This is a genomic window from Sphingomicrobium nitratireducens, from assembly GCF_026157035.1.
Lineage (GTDB): Bacteria > Pseudomonadota > Alphaproteobacteria > Sphingomonadales > Sphingomonadaceae > Sphingomicrobium > Sphingomicrobium nitratireducens.
The window spans coordinates 1,549,610-1,566,085 of the sequence record NZ_JANJZA010000001.1 but is presented as its reverse complement, the minus strand read 5'-3'; the positions used below and the strand labels follow the sequence as shown (position 1 = coordinate 1,566,085).

Annotated in this window: 11 protein-coding genes and 1 pseudogene; 9 read left to right on the top strand and 3 right to left on the bottom strand. The window is 67.0% G+C overall.

What is annotated here, in order from left to right:
• Positions 1-211 precede the first annotated feature (211 nt).
• From proS to dnaE, 5 genes are all read left to right on the top strand, one after another.
• A complete protein-coding gene (gene proS, locus NNY25_RS08050; RefSeq protein WP_265570846.1) occupies positions 212-1,531 on the top strand; it encodes a proline--tRNA ligase in 1,320 nt (439 codons plus the stop codon).
• On the top strand, positions 1,528-2,778 hold the full coding sequence (locus tag NNY25_RS08045) for a lipoprotein-releasing ABC transporter permease subunit (RefSeq protein WP_265570845.1): 1,251 nt from the start codon (positions 1,528-1,530) through the stop codon (positions 2,776-2,778). The genes proS and NNY25_RS08045 overlap by 4 nt, the downstream gene beginning before the upstream one ends.
• A complete protein-coding gene (locus NNY25_RS08040) occupies positions 2,771-3,451 on the top strand; it encodes an ABC transporter ATP-binding protein (RefSeq protein ID WP_265570844.1) in 681 nt (226 codons plus the stop codon). Before NNY25_RS08045 ends, NNY25_RS08040 begins: the two co-directional genes overlap by 8 nt.
• A gap of 20 nt (positions 3,452-3,471) precedes the next feature.
• Entirely contained in the window at positions 3,472-3,987 is a 516-nt protein-coding gene (locus NNY25_RS08035; RefSeq protein ID WP_265570842.1) for a hypothetical protein, read from the top strand.
• Positions 3,988-4,058: 71 nt separating this feature from the next.
• On the top strand, positions 4,059-7,499 hold the full coding sequence (gene dnaE, locus NNY25_RS08030; RefSeq protein ID WP_265570841.1) for a DNA polymerase III subunit alpha: 3,441 nt from the start codon (positions 4,059-4,061) through the stop codon (positions 7,497-7,499).
• Between the two features lie 208 nt (positions 7,500-7,707).
• Here dnaE and mtgA read toward each other — a convergent pair.
• Positions 7,708-8,355 (bottom strand): annotated as a pseudogene (gene mtgA / locus NNY25_RS08025) (monofunctional biosynthetic peptidoglycan transglycosylase); the annotation flags it as partial.
• A 122-nt stretch (positions 8,356-8,477) separates the two neighbouring features.
• On the opposite strand from mtgA, the gene alaS reads away from it, so the two are divergent.
• Together alaS and NNY25_RS08015 are read left to right on the top strand one after the other, a co-directional pair.
• Positions 8,478-11,135, top strand: a complete 2,658-nt coding sequence (gene alaS, locus NNY25_RS08020; RefSeq protein ID WP_265570840.1) for an alanine--tRNA ligase — start codon at positions 8,478-8,480, stop codon at positions 11,133-11,135.
• Entirely contained in the window at positions 11,132-11,569 is a 438-nt protein-coding gene (locus NNY25_RS08015) for a GFA family protein (protein WP_265570838.1), read from the top strand. The genes alaS and NNY25_RS08015 overlap by 4 nt, the downstream gene beginning before the upstream one ends.
• On the opposite strand, the gene NNY25_RS08010 is transcribed toward NNY25_RS08015, so the two are convergent.
• Positions 11,566-13,326, bottom strand: a complete 1,761-nt coding sequence (locus NNY25_RS08010; protein WP_265570836.1) for a cation:proton antiporter domain-containing protein — start codon at positions 13,324-13,326, stop codon at positions 11,566-11,568. The two genes, NNY25_RS08015 and NNY25_RS08010, sit on opposite strands and share 4 nt — an antisense overlap.
• 83 nt (positions 13,327-13,409) lie before the next feature.
• Between NNY25_RS08010 and NNY25_RS08005 the strand changes: the two genes are divergently transcribed.
• Together NNY25_RS08005 and NNY25_RS08000 are read left to right on the top strand one after the other, a co-directional pair.
• Positions 13,410-13,637 (top strand): hypervirulence associated TUDOR domain-containing protein, encoded by a 228-nt coding sequence (locus NNY25_RS08005; RefSeq protein ID WP_265570834.1) that lies wholly within the window; start codon positions 13,410-13,412, stop codon positions 13,635-13,637.
• A gap of 27 nt (positions 13,638-13,664) precedes the next feature.
• Positions 13,665-14,867, top strand: a complete 1,203-nt coding sequence (locus NNY25_RS08000) for an FAD-dependent oxidoreductase (RefSeq protein WP_265570832.1) — start codon at positions 13,665-13,667, stop codon at positions 14,865-14,867.
• On the opposite strand, the gene NNY25_RS07995 is transcribed toward NNY25_RS08000, so the two are convergent.
• Positions 14,864-16,474 carry a bifunctional GNAT family N-acetyltransferase/carbon-nitrogen hydrolase family protein gene (locus tag NNY25_RS07995; protein WP_265570830.1) on the bottom strand — a complete coding sequence of 537 codons (1,611 nt, stop codon included), beginning with the start codon at positions 16,472-16,474 and terminating at the stop codon, positions 14,864-14,866. The genes NNY25_RS08000 and NNY25_RS07995 overlap by 4 nt on opposite strands.
• Between the last annotated feature and the right edge of the window lie 2 nt (positions 16,475-16,476).

Here is a 16,476-nt window from a genome sequence, read left to right as displayed (position 1 = left end):
CGAGTTCGCGGCAGCTGCGGGAGCCTTGCTAGTCGCTCCAACGGCCACTTGTTAAGAGCCTATTTGCCGTGCCGCGTGTCTTTGGCGTCGCGTTGTGGCAGAACTGCAACGCTTGCGCGCCGCACGCGGGTGATTGCCAGTGGCAAAGACGCGCCCTAGAGCGGTGCGCGATGCGAACGGGCGCCGCCGCGCCCCAACACCGGAGTTTCCCTTGCGCCTTTCCCGTGCCTTCCTGCCCGTCCTCAAGGAGAGTCCTTCGGGGGCCGAGGTCGCCAGCCACAAGCTGATGCTGCAGGCGGGCCTCATCCGCCAGACCGCGGCCGGCATCTATGCCTGGCTGCCCCTTGGGATCCGCGTCTTGAGGAAGATCGAGGCGATCGTGCGCGAGGAGCAGGACCGGATCGGCCAGGAAATGCTGATGCCGACCATCCAGCCGGCCGACCTGTGGCGCGAGAGCGGGCGCTACGACGCTTACGGACCCGAGATGCTGCGCATCGAGGACCGTCACGGGCGCGAGATGCTCTACGGGCCGACCAACGAGGACATGATCACCGCGCTGTTCCGCGACGACGTGAAATCGTACCGCGACCTGCCGCGCATGCTCTACCACATCCAGTGGAAGTTCCGCGACGAGGTTCGGCCGCGCTTCGGCGTGATGCGCGGGCGCGAATTCCTGATGAAGGACGCCTACAGTTTCGACCTCGACGAGGCCGGCGCGAAGCTGAGCTACTACCGCCAGCTGCTCGCCTATTTGCGCACCTTCCGCCGGATGGGGATCAAGGCGGTGCCGATGCAGGCCGACAGCGGTCCGATCGGCGGCAAGCTCAGCCACGAATTCGTCGTCCTCGCCCCGTCGGGCGAAAGCGAGGTCTTCTTCGACGGCAGGATCGAGGAGGTCGATCTCGAGCGCGAGGGACTGTCCTACGACGATGCCGCGGCACTCGAGGCGCTCTTCAAGGAAGCGACCGGCGTCTATGCGCGTACCGACGAGACCCATGTCGAGGAATATTGGAACGAAGTGCCTGCCGAGCGCCAGCGCACCGGGCGCGGGATCGAGGTGGGCCACATCTTCTATTTCGGGCCCAAATATTCCGAGGCCATGGGGCTCAAGGTGTCGGGCAAGGACGGCGACATGGTTACGCCCATGATGGGCAGCTACGGCATCGGCGTCTCGCGGCTGGTCGGCGCGATCATCGAGGCGAGCCATGACGAAAACGGCATCGTGTGGCCCGAGGCGGTCGCGCCTTATCAGGTCGGCATCGTCACCATGCGCGCCGACGACGAGGCCAGCGTGAAGGCCGCCGAGGCGCTGTATGCGGGGCTCGGGAACGCGGGCGTCGAGACACTCTACGACGACCGCGACGAGCGCGGCGGCGTCAAGCTTGGCGGCATGGACCTGATGGGGCTGCCCTGGCAGGTCGTGATCGGCCCGCGCGGGCTCGCCAACGGCGTGGTCGAGCTCAAAAATCGACGAACGGGGGAGCGCGAGGAATTGACCCCCGAGGCCGTGCTGGCAAAGTTCGCCGCATGATCCTCAACCGCCATGAGCGGATGATTGCCCGTCGTTACCTGCTTCCGCACAAGGGTGAGGGCTTCATCTTCGTCGTCGCCGGCTTCTCGGTCGGTGCGGTCGCGCTGGGCGTTGCCGCGCTCATCATCGTCATGAGCGTGATGAACGGTTTCCGCGCGGAACTGTTCGACCGCATCGTCGGGCTCAACGGCCACGCGCTGGTGCAGGGCTATAACGGCCGCCTGTCCGACTGGGAGGAGATTGCCGATACGGCGCGCGAGACTCCCGGCGTGGTTTCCGCGCTCCCGCTGATCGAACAGCCGCTGATGGCCTCGGCCAGTGGGCGGGTCGAGGGCGTGCTGGTGCGCGGCAACCGGCTCGAGGATATCCGAAACAACCCGATCATCACCCAGAATGTCATCGCCGGGAGCCTCGCCGAATTGCGGCCCGGCAGCGGCAATGTCGCGATCGGCGCGCGGCTTGCGGAAATGCTGGCCGCCTACCCGGGAAGCGAGATCTCGCTGATCAGTCCCGACGGTCGCCCGACCCCGGTCGGCACCGTCCCGCGCATCGTCACCTACCGCGTCGCCGCGATCTTCGAGGTCGGCGTGTTCGATTACGACAAGGCCTTCGTCGTGATGCCGATGGAGGACGCGCAGACGCTGCTGATGATGGGCGACGACGTCGCGATGATCGAGTTGAAGGTCGAAGACCCCGACCGTGTCGCCGATGTCTTGCGCCGGCTCCAGCCCGTCGTGCAGCCGGTCGGCGTGCTGGTCGACTGGCGACAGATGAACTCGGCCCTGTTCGAAGCGCTCGAGATCGAGCGCGTCGCGATGTTCGTGGTGCTCTCGATCATCATCCTCGTCGCCGCGTTCAACATCGCCTCCTCGCTGATCATGCTGGTCCGCTCCAAGCGGCGAGACATCGCGATCCTGCGCACGATGGGCGCAAGCCGTGCGGGGATGACGCGCATCTTCATGACCGTCGGGCTCACCATCGGCGTGATCGGCATCCTCATCGGTATCGCGTTGGGCGCCATGTTCCTCTTCTTCCGGCAGGGCGTGGTCGACCTGATCCAGGCTTTCTCGGGTCAGGACCTGTGGGACCCCTCGGTCCGCTTCCTGTCCGAACTTCCGTCCAAGACCGACCCGATCGAGGTCGGCGCGATCGTGATCGTGACGGTGATCCTCGTCTTCCTGGCGACCCTGTTCCCCTCGCGCCGTGCGGCGGCGACCGATCCCGTGGAGGTACTGCGCTATGAGTGAGCCGGTGCTCGCGGTCGCGGGCCTGACCCGCAGCTTCACGCAGGGCGACGTCACCATCGACGTGCTGCGCGGGGTCGATCTTTCGATCAAGCCCGGCGAGATCGTCGCCTTGCTCGGTCCCTCGGGCGCCGGCAAGTCGACCCTCCTCCAGGCCGTCGGCCTCCTCGAAGGCGGGTTCGGCGGCTCGATCCGCATCGCCGGCGAGGAAGCCGCGCATCTGGGCGGCGACGAGCGCACACGGCTTCGCCGCGAGGCGCTGGGCTTCGTCTACCAGTTTCACCATCTGCTCCCCGATTTCGACGCGCGCGAGAATGTCGTGCTTCCCCAGCTGATCCGCGGTGCCTCGCGTGCCGAGGCCGACGCCCGCGCCGACGAACTGCTCGGGCATCTCGGGCTCTCCGCGCGGCTCGATCATCGCCCGTCCAAGCTTTCGGGCGGCGAACAGCAGCGCGTCGCCGTCGCGCGCGCGCTCGCCAACCGCCCGCCGCTGGTGCTCGCCGACGAGCCAACCGGCAATCTCGACGAGGCAACCGCGGAGAAGGTGTTCACCGCCTTTCTCGACCTGGTGCGCGCCGAAGGCTCGTCGGCCCTCGTCGCGACCCACAACGAGCGGCTCGCGCGGCGCATGGACCGCGTCGTGCGCCTTCACGAAGGAAAGCTCGAAGCCGCCTGACCCCCTGATCGGAGACGACCATGACCCTTCTCGCATTGCTGCTCGCCGCCGCCGTCCAGACCCCGACGGCCCCGCCGCCGGCCTGCACCAGCGAGGCGCATGGCGCGTTCGATTTCTGGGTCGGCGAATGGGTTGTCACTCCCAACCAGGAGGGCGCGCAGCCGGTCGCCAACAGCCGCATCGAGAAGCTCTACAACGGCTGTGCGGTGCGCGAGAACTGGATGCCGCTGGGGCGCACCGGCGGGGGCAGCCTCAACAGCCTGCGCGACGACAATCGCTGGCACCAGCGCTGGATCGACAGCGCTGGCAACACGGTCGATTTCGTGGGTGGTCCGGCAGGCGAGGGGGTGATGGTGCTGACCGGCCTCTGGAAGAACTATAACGGCCCCGGGCAGGACCGGCTGACGCGCATGACCTATACCCGCCAGGACGACGGCTCGGTGCGCCAGCATGGCGAGATCTCGATCGATCACGGCCTCAACTGGTCGACCGGCTTCGACCTGATCTACCGCCGCGCGGAGGAAAAGGCCGACTAGCGCCTTCAAAAAGCTGGGGATAAGTCGCGCCGGCCCCTTCAATGCACGCGCCTTCCCTGCAATGGTGTGACATGGCCAGCGCTTACGTCCCGCTTCGCGTCTTCTCCTCCTTCACCATGCTCGAAGGGGCGATCGAGCCCAAGCGGATCGCCGAATTGGCGCGCGAAATGGGCTTTCCCGCCGTCGGCCTCGCCGACCGCAACGGCCTCTACGCCGCGATGGGTTTTTCCGATGCCTGCATGAAGGCCGGTGTGCAGCCGGTCGTCGGCACGATGCTCGGCGTCGCGCGTCCCGACAATCTGGGCGGCCCCGCGATCGACTGGCTGCCGCTCTTCGCGCAGGACGAGACCGGCTACGACAACCTGTGCAAGCTGGTATCCGCCGCGCATCTCGACCGCCCCGAGGGCGAGGCGCCGCACGTCCCCTTCGACCTGCTCGAGACGGCGAGCGAGGGACTGATCGCACTGACCGGTGGCGGGGAGGGGGCGATCGCGCGCCTCTATGCCGACGGGCAGGACGACAAGGCAAAGCGCTACGCCGAACGCCTCGGCCAGGCGTTCGCGGGTCGCCTTTACGTCGAACTGTCGCGGCGCGGCGATGCGACCGAGGAAACCGCCGAGGCCAAGCTGGTCGACCTCGCCTACGCCAAGGACTGGCCGCTGGTCGCGACCAATCCGACGCAATACGACACGCCCGCTTTCCACGCCGCGCATGACGCCATGCTGTGCATCGCGGGCTCGACCTATGTCGAAAATCACGAGCGCAAGACCTCCTCGCCCGAAGCCTGGATGAAGAGCGCCGCGGACATGGAAGCGCTGTTCGACGACTTGCCCGAGGCGATCGCCAACACCGCCGTCCTGGCGCAACGCTGCGCGGTGGCCGCGCCCAAGCGCCGCCCGATCCTGCCGCGCATGTCCGACGACGAGGACGCGATGCTGCGCAAGGTCGCGCGCGAAGGGCTCGAGAAGCGCCTCGAAGGCAAGTCCGACGAAGACAAGAAGCCCTATTACGAGCGGCTCGACTACGAAATCGACATCATCGAGCGGATGGGCTTTTCGGGATACTTCCTGATCGTTGCCGACTTCATCCAGTGGGCCAAGGACAATGACATACCCGTCGGGCCGGGCCGCGGCTCGGGTGCGGGCTCGGCGGTCGCCTGGGCGCTCCTCATCACCGACCTCGACCCGCTAGAACTGAAACTTCTGTTCGAACGCTTCCTCAACCCGGAACGCGTGTCGATGCCCGACTTCGACATCGACTTCTGCGAAACCCACCGCGACAAGGTCATCGCCTACGTCCAGCGCAAGTATGGCCGCGACAAGGTGGCGCAGATCATCACTTTCGGACGCCTCAAGGCGCGCGCGGTGCTCAAGGATACCGGCCGCGTGCTCCAGATGAGCTACGGCCAGGTCGACCGGCTCGCCAAGATGGTGCCCAACCTGCCCGCCGACCCGTGGGATCTCAAGCGCGCATTGAACGGCGTTCCCGAGCTCGAACGCGAGGTCGAGGGCGACGGTGACGTCAAGCGCCTGTTCGACCTCGCGACCAAGCTCGAGGGCCTGCCGCGCCACTCGTCGACCCACGCGGCGGGCGTGGTGATCGGCGACCGGCCGCTCGACCAGCTCGTCCCGCTCTACCGCGACCCGCGCTCGGACATGCCGGTCACCCAGTTCGACATGAAGCATGTCGAGCAGGCGGGGCTCGTCAAATTCGACTTCCTCGGATTGAAGACACTCTCGGTCCTCAAGGAAGGCCAGCGCCTCCTTGCCAAGCGCGGCGTGGAGATCGATTATTCCAAGCTTGCCTGGGACGATCCGGCGGTGTTCGAACTGTTGAAGCGCGGCGACACGGTCGGCGTGTTCCAGCTGGAATCGGAAGGCATGCGCCGCACGCTCGCCGCCGTCCGCCCGACCAATTTCGGCGACATCATCGCGCTCGTCTCGCTCTACCGCCCGGGCCCGATGGACAACATTCCGCTGTTCGGCGACCGCAAGAACGGGCGCGCGGAAATCCAGTATCCGCACGACCTGTTGAAGGACGTGCTCGCCGAGACCTACGGCATCTTCGTCTACCAGGAACAGGTCATGCAGGCCGCGCAGGTGCTCGCGGGCTACAGCCTGGGCGACGCCGACCTGCTGCGCCGCGCGATGGGCAAGAAGATCCAGGCCGAAATGGACAAGCAGCGCGCGCGCTTTGTCGAAGGGTGCGAGCGGATCAACCAGATCCCCGCCGGCAAGGCAAACGAACTGTTCGACTTGATCGACAAGTTCGCAGGTTACGGCTTCAACAAGAGCCACGCTGCGGCTTACGCGCTAGTCGCCTATCACACGGCCTGGCTCAAAGCGCATCACCCGGCGGAATTCTACGCCGCTTCCATGAGTTACGACATGAACTTGACGGACAAGCTCAGCCTGTTCGTCGAGGATGCGCGCCGCTCGGGGATCGAGGTCGCGCCGCCCGACATCAACCATGCGCGTGCCGATTTCGACGTCGAGGACGGTCAGGTCCGCTATGCCCTCGGCGCGCTCAAGAATGTCGGCGAGAAGGCAATGGAGCAGCTAGTTGCCGAACGCGAGGCCAACGGCGCATTCGAGAGCCTCGACGACTTCGCCGCGCGGATCGACCCGAAACTGCTCAACCGCCGCCAGCTCGAGAGCCTCGCTGCGGGCGGCGCGTTCGACGCGCTCGATGCCGATCGCGCGCGCGTCCATGCGGGCGCCGAGACGATCCTCAAGCATGCGCAGCAGGCCGCGGGCGAGCGCGAGAGCGGGCAGGGCGGCCTGTTCGGCGGCGAAGCGGTCGCCGATATCGCCGCGATGCGGCTTCCCGATGCGCAATGGACGCTGGCCGAGCGGATGACTGCGGAGCGGGACGCCTTCGGTTTCTATTTTTCTTCGCACCCGGTCGATGCGCAAAAGCACCTGCTCGCTGCCCACAAGGTCCGCCAATATGCCGATCTCGGCGCGCTCCCGGTGCCAGCCGAAGGCGGTCGCTCGCAGGCGATGATGGCGGCGCTCGTCGAGGAAGCGCGCTGGCGCACCTCGCAGCGCGGGCGGCGCTACATGATGGCAACCCTGTCCGATCCGTCGGGCCAGTTCACCGCGATGGCGTTCGACGACGACGCCTGCGCCGCGCTCGAGGAAGCGGCCAGATCGGGCGAATGCGGGCTGATCACCGCCGAACTCGATCGCAAGCCGGGCGAGGAAGAGCCGCGCGTCACGGTCAAGCTGTTCCGTCCCTTGTCGGCGCTGGCGGAGACGCAGCGCCTGATGCTCGATCTCGTGATCGCCGAATTCGCCCATGTCGAAGCGGTCGCGGCGGAGCTCCGGCAAGGCGGGCGCGGCACGGTTCGTGCGCGCGTCAGGCTCGCCGACGGGCGCGAAGCGGTGCTGCTTCTGGGCCGCGACTTCCAGCTCGATCCGGACATCGCCGATCGCCTGTCACGCGTACTGGGCGAGGACGGGGTCGAGCTGTCGAGCGCGACCGGCCCGAACCTGCGGCTCGTCAGCTAGGCGTCTCGCTCGCCGGCGGCGTCTCGACCGGCGCCTCGACCGGCGCGGTTTCCGGAGCCTCTTCGACAGGAACTTCTTCGACCGGCTCCTCGACGGGCGTTTCCTCTACCACCGGTTCCTCGGCGGACTGCGGTTCGGGTGCGTTCTGGCGCGGGGCGGGTGCGGCAGGAGCGGCCTGGCCACCACCGTCGGTCGCGCCGCCATCCTCGTAGACGCAGGCATCGAGCCCGTCGCGGCGGACCTGCCCGATGCGCGCCGAGATCGTGCCGCCATAGCGCGCGGTGAAGCCCGACGGGTTCTTGCCCGGACGCTCCTTGGGCAGCGGCAGCACCGCGGCGATCCGCGCGGCTTCCTGCGGCGAAAGACTGTCGGCCCCGTGGTTGAAGTAGCGCTGCGCCCCCTCGGCGACGCCGTAGGTCCCGATCCCCGTCTCGGCGACGTTCAAGTAGACCTCCATGATGCGGCGCTTGCCCCACATGCGCTCGATCAGGAAGGTGAAATAAGCCTCGAGCCCTTTGCGGAAATAGCCGCCGCCCTGCCACAGGAAGACGTTCTTGGCGGTTTGCTGCGAGATGGTCGATCCGCCCCGGATCCGCCCGCCCTTGGCATTCTGCGCCCGCGCCTTCTCGATCGCTTCCCAGTCGAAACCCTTGTGCTGGCAGAACTTGCCGTCCTCGGCACCGATCACCGCGCGTACCATGTCGCGGTCGATCCGCTCGAGCGGCTCCCAGTCCTTGTTGATACCATTGTCGTCCATCAGCATCGTCGCGGTGACCGGCACCGGCACGAAGCGGTAGGCAGCGACCCACACGAGGCTGAACACGAGGAGCGCGAGCCCGACGCGCAGGAGGATCATGAAGGCGCGGAAACCGAAGCTGCGCTTCTTGGTGCGCTTGTAGGTCGGGATCGTCGAACTTTTCGCCATCTGCCCCTCATGCGATGCTTGCCGCAGTGCGGCAAGACGCATACATCGCCCCCATGACCTCGACCAACGATATTCGCCGCTCTTTCCTCGACTATTTCGAGAAAGCGGGCCACGAGCGCGTGGCTAGCGCGCCGCTGGTGCCGTACAACGACCCCACGCTGATGTTCGTCAACGCGGGCATGGTGCCCTTCAAGAACGTCTTCACCGGGCTCGAGACGCGCGACTATCGAACCGCGACCAGCTCGCAGAAATGCGTCCGCGCCGGCGGCAAGCACAACGATCTCGACAATGTCGGCTACACCGCGCGCCACCACACCTTCTTCGAGATGCTCGGCAATTTCTCGTTCGGCGACTACTTCAAGGAGCAGGCGATCACGCACGCGTGGACGCTGCTGACGAAGGACTGGGGGCTCTCGCCCGACCGGCTAACCGCGACCGTCTACCACACGGACGACGAGGCGTTCGACCTGTGGAAGAAAATCTCGGGCCTTCCCGAAGAACGCATCATCCGCATCCCGACGAAGGACAATTTCTGGGCGATGGGTTCGGACGGGCCGTGCGGGCCGTGCAGCGAGATCTTCTACGACCATGGCGATCATATTCCGGGCGGGCCTCCGGGCAGCCCCGACGAGGACGGCGACCGCTTCGTCGAGATCTGGAACCTCGTCTTCATGCAGTTCACGCAGGCCAATGACGAGATCGTCGGCGACCTGCCCAAGCCCTCGATCGACACGGGCATGGGTCTGGAGCGCATCGCCGCCGTGCTGCAGGGCGTTCACGACAATTACGACATCGACCTGTTCAAGGCGCTGATCGCCGCCTCGCAGGAGCTGACCGGCACCAGGGCGGAGGGCGAACAGGCCGCGAGCCACCGCGTGATTGCCGATCACCTGCGCTCGTCGAGCTTCCTCGTCGCCGACGGGGTGCTGCCCGCCAACGAGGGACGCGGCTACGTGCTTCGCCGCATCATGCGCCGCGCCATGCGTCACGCGCATTTGCTCGGCGCCAAGGATCCGCTGATGCACCGCCTTGTGCCCGAACTCGTGTCCGAAATGGGCGGCGCCTTCCCCGAACTGGTCCGCGCCCAGCCGCTGATCGAACAGACGCTCGAACAGGAGGAGGTGCGCTTCCGCCGCACGCTCGCCAACGGATTGAAGCTGCTCGACGAGGCACGCGAAGGCATGGCCGAGGGCGACAAGCTTCCGGGCGAGACGGCATTCAAGCTCTACGACACGTATGGCTTTCCCTACGACCTCACCGAGGATGCGCTGCGCCGCGAGGGGCTCGAGGTCGACCGCGAGGGCTTCGATGCCGCCATGGCCAAGCAGAAGGCTGCCGCGCGCGCCGCTTGGAAGGGCTCGGGCGAACAGGCCTCGGACGAACTCTGGTTCGACCTCGCTGAGGAAGTCGGCGCGAGCGAGTTCACCGGCTACACAGCCGACGAAGGCGAGGGCGTGGTGCAGGCGATCGTCAAGGACGGCGTGCGGGTCGAGGTGGCAGGCGAGGGCGACGAGGTCGTCTTCGTTCTCAACCAGACGCCCTTTTACGGCGAAAGCGGCGGCCAGGTCGGCGACGCCGGGAAATTGAGTGCCCTCAGCGGCTTCGAAGCGGTCGTTACCGACACGTCGAAACCGCTGGGACGCCTCCATGCGCTCCACGCGACGGTTTCCAAGGGTACGGTGAAGGTCGGCGACACGCTCCACCAGGACGTCGATGCCGACCGCCGCGACCGCACCCGCGCCAACCATAGTGCGACCCACCTGCTCCACGCCGCGCTGCGCAACCGTCTTGGCGATCATGTCACGCAGAAGGGCAGCCTGGTCGCGCCCGACCGGCTGCGCTTCGATTTCTCGCACCCCAACGCGCTCACTGCGGACGAGATCGCTGCGATCGAGGCCGACGTGAACGAGGAAATCCGCGCCAACGAGAGCGTCGGGACGCGCCTGATGACCCCGGACGACGCCGTCGAGGCGGGCGCGCTGGCGCTGTTCGGCGAGAAATATGGCGACGAAGTGCGCGTTCTTTCGATGGGTCGGAGCGACGGCAAGCGCAATTACTCGGTCGAATTGTGCGGCGGCACCCACGTTCGCGCGACCGGCGACATCCAGGTCTTCAAGATCATCGGCGAAAGCGCCGTGTCCTCGGGCGTTCGGCGCATCGAGGCGCTGACCGGCGCGGCCGCCAAGGCCTGGCTCGACGACCGCAACGAGAAATTGAAGGCCGCGGCGGCTAGCCTCAAGGCCGCGCCCGACGAGGTGCCCGCGCGTATCGCGCAGCTGGTCGAAAATGCCCGCAAGCTCGAGCGCGAATTGGCCGAGGCCAAGAAGGCGCTGGCGATGGGAGGCGGTTCCGCGCAGGCTGCAGCGGGTCCCGAGGAGGTCGGCGGAAAGCCGTTCCTTGGCCGCGTGGTCGAGGGACTGGAGCCCAAGGAATTGCGCCCGACCATCGACCAGATGAAGCAGCAGCTGGGCAGCGGCATCGCCGCGCTGGTCGCGATCAACGAGGGCCGCGCGAGCGTCGCGGTGGGGGTCACCGACGACCTTACGGGCGACGTTAGCGCAGTCGAGCTCGTCAAGGCGGCGGTCGAGGCATTGGGCGGCAAGGGCGGCGGCGGGCGTCCCGACATGGCCCAGGGCGGCGGTCCCGACGGCGACAAGGCCGACGCGGCGCTGGCGGCGGTCAGGGACGCGCTGGCGAAAGTCTCGGCGTGATCGACGCGCACTCGTCCGAACCGGTGACGGTCGAGGGCGGGTGCCATTGCGGAAGCGTCCGGTACCGTGCGCTCCTGTCCGAGGGGTACGCGTCGGCTCGGCGTTGCGACTGCAGCTATTGCGCAATGCGCGGCGCGGTCGCGCTCAGCGTCCCGCTCGACGGGTTCGAACTATTGTCGGGCGATGAGGTGCTTGCGACCTACATCTTCAACACGGGGTCCGCGCAGCACCATTTCTGTTCGCGTTGCGGCATCTATACGCATCACCGACGGCGCTCGAACCCCGACCAGTTCGGCCTCAACGCGGCGACGATCGACGGAGTCTCGCCGTTCGATTTTCCGGATGTCGCGGTGCTCAACGGGCGCGAACATCCGCGTGACAATCCGGATAGCAAGCCGGTGGTAGGAACGCTGTCCTTCCGCCGCGCCGACTAGGCCTCGTCGCCAAGCCGGCGTCGGCCCAGGCTCGGTTCGACCGCCAGTTCGCCCTCTTCCATGATCCGCGCGCGAAGCTCGCTGCGTTTCTCGTGGATCGAGGCGATCACGGGGCCCATCGCGACACCGATATCGACCAGCACCGCTTCGGACAGCTGGAGGCTTGCCTCGAGCGCCTCGGGGACCGCGTCGGTGACGCCCGCCTTGTAGAGACGCCCGGCATGTTCGCTGTCGCGGGCCCGCGCGATGATGGGCAGGCCGGGATATTGCGTCCGCAGCTTGCGCGTAAGGCGCGCAGTCAGCACAGGATCGTCCATCGTCATGACGAGCGCGGCTGCCTTGTCGAGGTCGAGCCGTTCGGTCAGCTCGCCGCGCGCGACGTCGCCGTAGAGCACCGAATAACCCGCCTTGCGCGCGCGCGATGCGCTATCGATGTCGCTGTCGATGGCGAGATAGGGGCGGTCATGCTCGACCAGCATGTCGGCGACCATCCGCCCGACCCGCCCGAAGCCGAAGATGACGGTGCGCCCGGCCGCGCTCTCGTCGGGATTTTCGGTCATCGCCTCGCGCTCGACGCGCCGCGCGGCGTGGCGGCCGAGGCTGGCGAGGAACGGCGTGACCGAGAGGCCGATCGCGGTCACCGCCGACCAGAAGGCGACCGTGTCGCGCGCAAGCACGCCCGCCGCGCCCGCCGCGCCGAGCACGATCAGCGTGGTCTCCGAGGGGCTGGCCATCAGCACGCCGGTTTCCGCCGCCACCCCGCGGCGCGCGCCAGCGATCCGCAGGAGGAGGCCGGTGACGATCGCCTTGACCAGCAACACGCCGGCCAGCGCACCCAGCAGCAGGTGCCAGTCGCCCCACAACGCGCCGAGGTCGATCTGCATGCCGATGGTGATCAGGAACACGCCGAGGCCGAGCCCGCGGAAGGGCGCGGTCATGACCTCGACCTCGCTGTGATACTCGGTCTCCGCGATCAGCAGCCCCGCGACCAATGCGCCGAGGATCGGCGACAGGCCGACCGCGCTGGTCGCCGAGGCGGCGAGGATGACGGTCAGCAGGCTGATCGCGAGGAACACCTCGGGGCTCTTGGTGCGCGCGGCCTGCGCGAACAGCGGCGGCAGCACGATCCGGCCGAGAAGCATCATCGCGCCGATAAGAAGGACGCCGGTCACCGCGACGCGGGTCAGCCCTTCGACATCCGCGCCGCCCACCGTGCCGAAGAAGAACAGCATCGGCACCAGCGCGACGTCCTCGAACAGGAGCATGGCCAGCGCCGCGCGCCCGACCGCGCTTTTCGTCCCCGAAATGGGAAGAACGATGGCGGTCGAGCTCATCGCGAGCGCGAGGCCCAGTGCGGCGGCGCTCTTGGTCGGCCAGTCGAAGGCGATCAGCAATCCGCCGATGATCGCGGCGGTGCCGAGCATTTCTGCCGCGCCGATCCCGAACACCATGCGCCGCATCGCGACGAGGCGCCCGATCGACAGTTCGAGCCCGATCGCGAACAGCAAGAGGACGACGCCGAAATCCGCGAAGGGCGCGATGGCCTCGGGGTCCTGGATGGTGACGTGCTGGAGCCAGGCGACGTCGTGGTTCGTCGCGAAATGGCCGAGGCCGAATGGGCCCGCGATGATCCCGACGAGGATAAAGCCGATGACGGGGTTGATCTTGAAGCGCGCGAAAGTTGGGATGACGATCCCCGCCGCGCCGAGGATCACCAGCGCGTCGCCGAGGCTCGAAGTGTCGAGTTCGCTTGCCATGCCGCCCTTCAATCACGACGAGCCGCGCCTGTCACGGGCACTTGTGCGCATTCCCGTCCGTTTTGCGCGCAAAGGAGACGAAAATGAGCAACCAGTTCCACCCGGGCGACATCGTCAGCTGGAATACCAGCCAGGGCCGGACCACAGGCCGCGTGATCAAGCAACTGACCCAGGAGTGCCACATAGAAGGCCACAAGGTCGCCGCGTCGAAGGACGAGCCGCAATATCTGGTCGAGACATGCGAGAGCGAGAAGCGTGCCGCGCACAAGCCCGATGCGCTGACGATGGAGGCGTCGAAAGCCTCGTCCTGACGGAAAAGTCGCGATAGGGTGCGCTCCATGGAGGACGCGCCCGACATCCTGATTGCCGGCGGTGGCCCCGCAGGCATGATGGCAGGCCTGCTGTTCGCGCGCGCCGGTGTCTCGGTCCGCGTGTTCGAGAAACATGCCGACTTCTTCCGCGATTTTCGCGGCGACACCGTGCACCCCTCGACCATGGAGATCCTCGACCAGCTCGGGCTGCTCGAGAGCTTTCTGGAACGCCCGCACAACCGCGTCGACGGCGCGAGCCTCAGGATCGGTGGTGCAGATTACAAGCTCGGCACGTTCGAGGGGCTCGATACGCCCGCGCCCTTCATCGCGATGATGCCGCAGTGGGAATTCCTCGATTTCCTCAGGGTCGAGGCGCAGAAACTACCGACTTTCTCGCTGACCATGTGCGGCGAGGTCGCGGGCGTGATCGAGGAAGACGGCCGCGTGGTCGGGCTCCGCCTCGACGACGGCAGCGCGCATCGCGCGGGCAAGCTCGTCCTGATGGCCGACGGGCGCGGATCGATCGTGCGCGACCAGGGCCTGCTTCCCCTGCGTTCGCTCGGCGCGCCGATGGACGTCTTGTGGTTCAAGATTCCCAAGGGCGAAAACGCGGGCGACGGGCTTCGCGGCTCGGTCCAGTCGGGGCGCATGGCGATCCTGATCGATCGCGGCGATTATTGGCAGAGCGCCTTCATCATCGAGAAGGGGAGCGGCGAGGCGGTCCGCGCGCGCGGGCTCGGCTGGCTGCGCTCCAGCCTCGAAGACGCGTTTCCCGATCTCGTCATCCCAGACGAGGCGCTGCGCGACCAGGACGAGGTCAAGATGCTCAGCGTCAGCCTCGACCGGCTCGAGCGCTGGTGGCGCCCGGGCCTGCTTGCCATCGGCGATGCCGCGCACGCCATGTCGCCGGTCGGCGGGGTGGGAATCAACCTTGCCATCCAGGACGCGGTAGCCGCCTCGAACATCCTTGCGGGGCCGCTGCGGCGCGGGGAGGATCCCGATCCGCTGCTTGCGAAGGTGCAGGCGCGGCGCGAGTGGCCGACCAGGGTCATCCAGCGCGGTCAGAAGGCGGCGCACGACAATGTCATCGACAAGGTGCTGGCGGGCGGCCCGATCGAGGTGCCGTTGCCGGTGAAACTGCTCGACCGCTATGCCTTCCTGCGGCGCATGCCCGGCAGGCTGATCGGGTTGGGTGTGCGACGCGAGCGGGTCGAGACGAAGCCCGCCTAGCCGCCGCCGGCGGTCGAGGTGCCGATCGGTTCGGAACGCGGACGCGACTTGCCGTGGCTGCCGCGCGCGTCCCACTTGATATCGTAGAGATCGAAGCGGCGGTCGGCGAGGTTGCGGACCGTGCCTTCGGCGCGCGCCCAACTGAGGTCGGCGAGGTTGACGTCGCTGATCGTCAGCGTCTCGACATTCTCGGTCGCTTCGGCAGCGATGCCGTCGCGTGCGAAGGGGAAGTCGCACGGCGTCAGGATACACGACTGCGCGTACTGGATGTCCATGTTGTGGACGTTGGGCAGGTTGCCGACATTGCCCGACATGACGACGAAGCACTGGTTCTCGATCGCGCGCGCCTGGCAGCAATAGCGCACACGCAGATAACCCTGCCGGCTGTCGGTGCAGAAGGGGGTGAAGATGATCCGCGCGCCCTCGTCGACGAGGCGGCGGGCGAGTTCGGGGAATTCGCTGTCGTAGCAGATCAGGACCCCGATCGGGCCGCAGTCGGTGGGGATGGCGTCGATGTCGTCGCCGCCCTTGATGTTCCACCAGTAGCGCTCGTTGGGGGTGGGGTGGATCTTCTCCTGTTCGTGCACCGCGCCGTCGCGCAGGCACACGAAGGCGACGTTCTGGATGTCCCCGTCCTCGGTGCGCGTGGGGTGCGAGCCGCCGATGATGTTGATGTTGTACTTCATCGCCATCTCGGCGAACGCGTCGCGCAGCTTGGGCGTGTATTCCGACAGTCGCTCGATCGCCTGCTGGGGCGAGAGCTCCTCCTCTTCGAACGAGAGCAGCATCAGCGTGAACAGTTCGGGGAAGAGGATGAAGTCGCTCTCGTAATCCGATGCGACATCAACGAAGTAGCGGACATTGTCGAGAAACTCTTCGAAGTTCTCGACGCTGCGCGCCTGCAACTGGCAGGTGGCGATGCGGACGCTTTCGACCCCGCGCGGCAGGCGGAATTTCTTGGGCGCCTCGCGATCGACGTAAGGGTTGCGCCAGGCCATGTGGACCGCGTGCCCCATCGAGGCGGCGTCCTCGCGCAGATACTGCTTGAGGACGCCGACGGGCTCGAACCCGTTGGCGAGCTGGAAGCGGATGACCGGGTCGTGCAGTTCGCCCGCCATGACCCGCGCGAGATAGTCGCTCGGCCCGCTCACTTTCTTGCGCTGGCGGCGATAGCCCGGCATGCGCCCGCCGAAGGCGATGCCGGTCAGCTCGAGCTCCTCGGCCAGCTTGCGGCGCGCTTCGTAAAGGCGGCGCCCGATGCGCGTGCCCCGCACGTTGGGCGACACGCACAGTTCGTAACCGTAGAGCCAGTCGCCGGTGGGGTCGTGACGGCTGCCGAACCCGCCGCCCGTGATCTCGCGCCAGCTGTGCGGCTCGAGCGCGATGGCACCCGAAATGCGGATCGAGGCGCAGTAGCCCACGATCTCGTCGTCCAGTTCGGCGACGAAGCAGCCTTTGCGGAAATTGTTGATCTGGCCGCGGATCTCGCCCGCCGAATAGGGGACGAAATCCTTGTAGACGTCGGCGGCGAGCGCGACGATCGCGGGGATGTCGGCGCGGCTCGCCTGCCGGATCTCGAGGCGGGTCTTCGTTTTCTGCTTCGACAAGA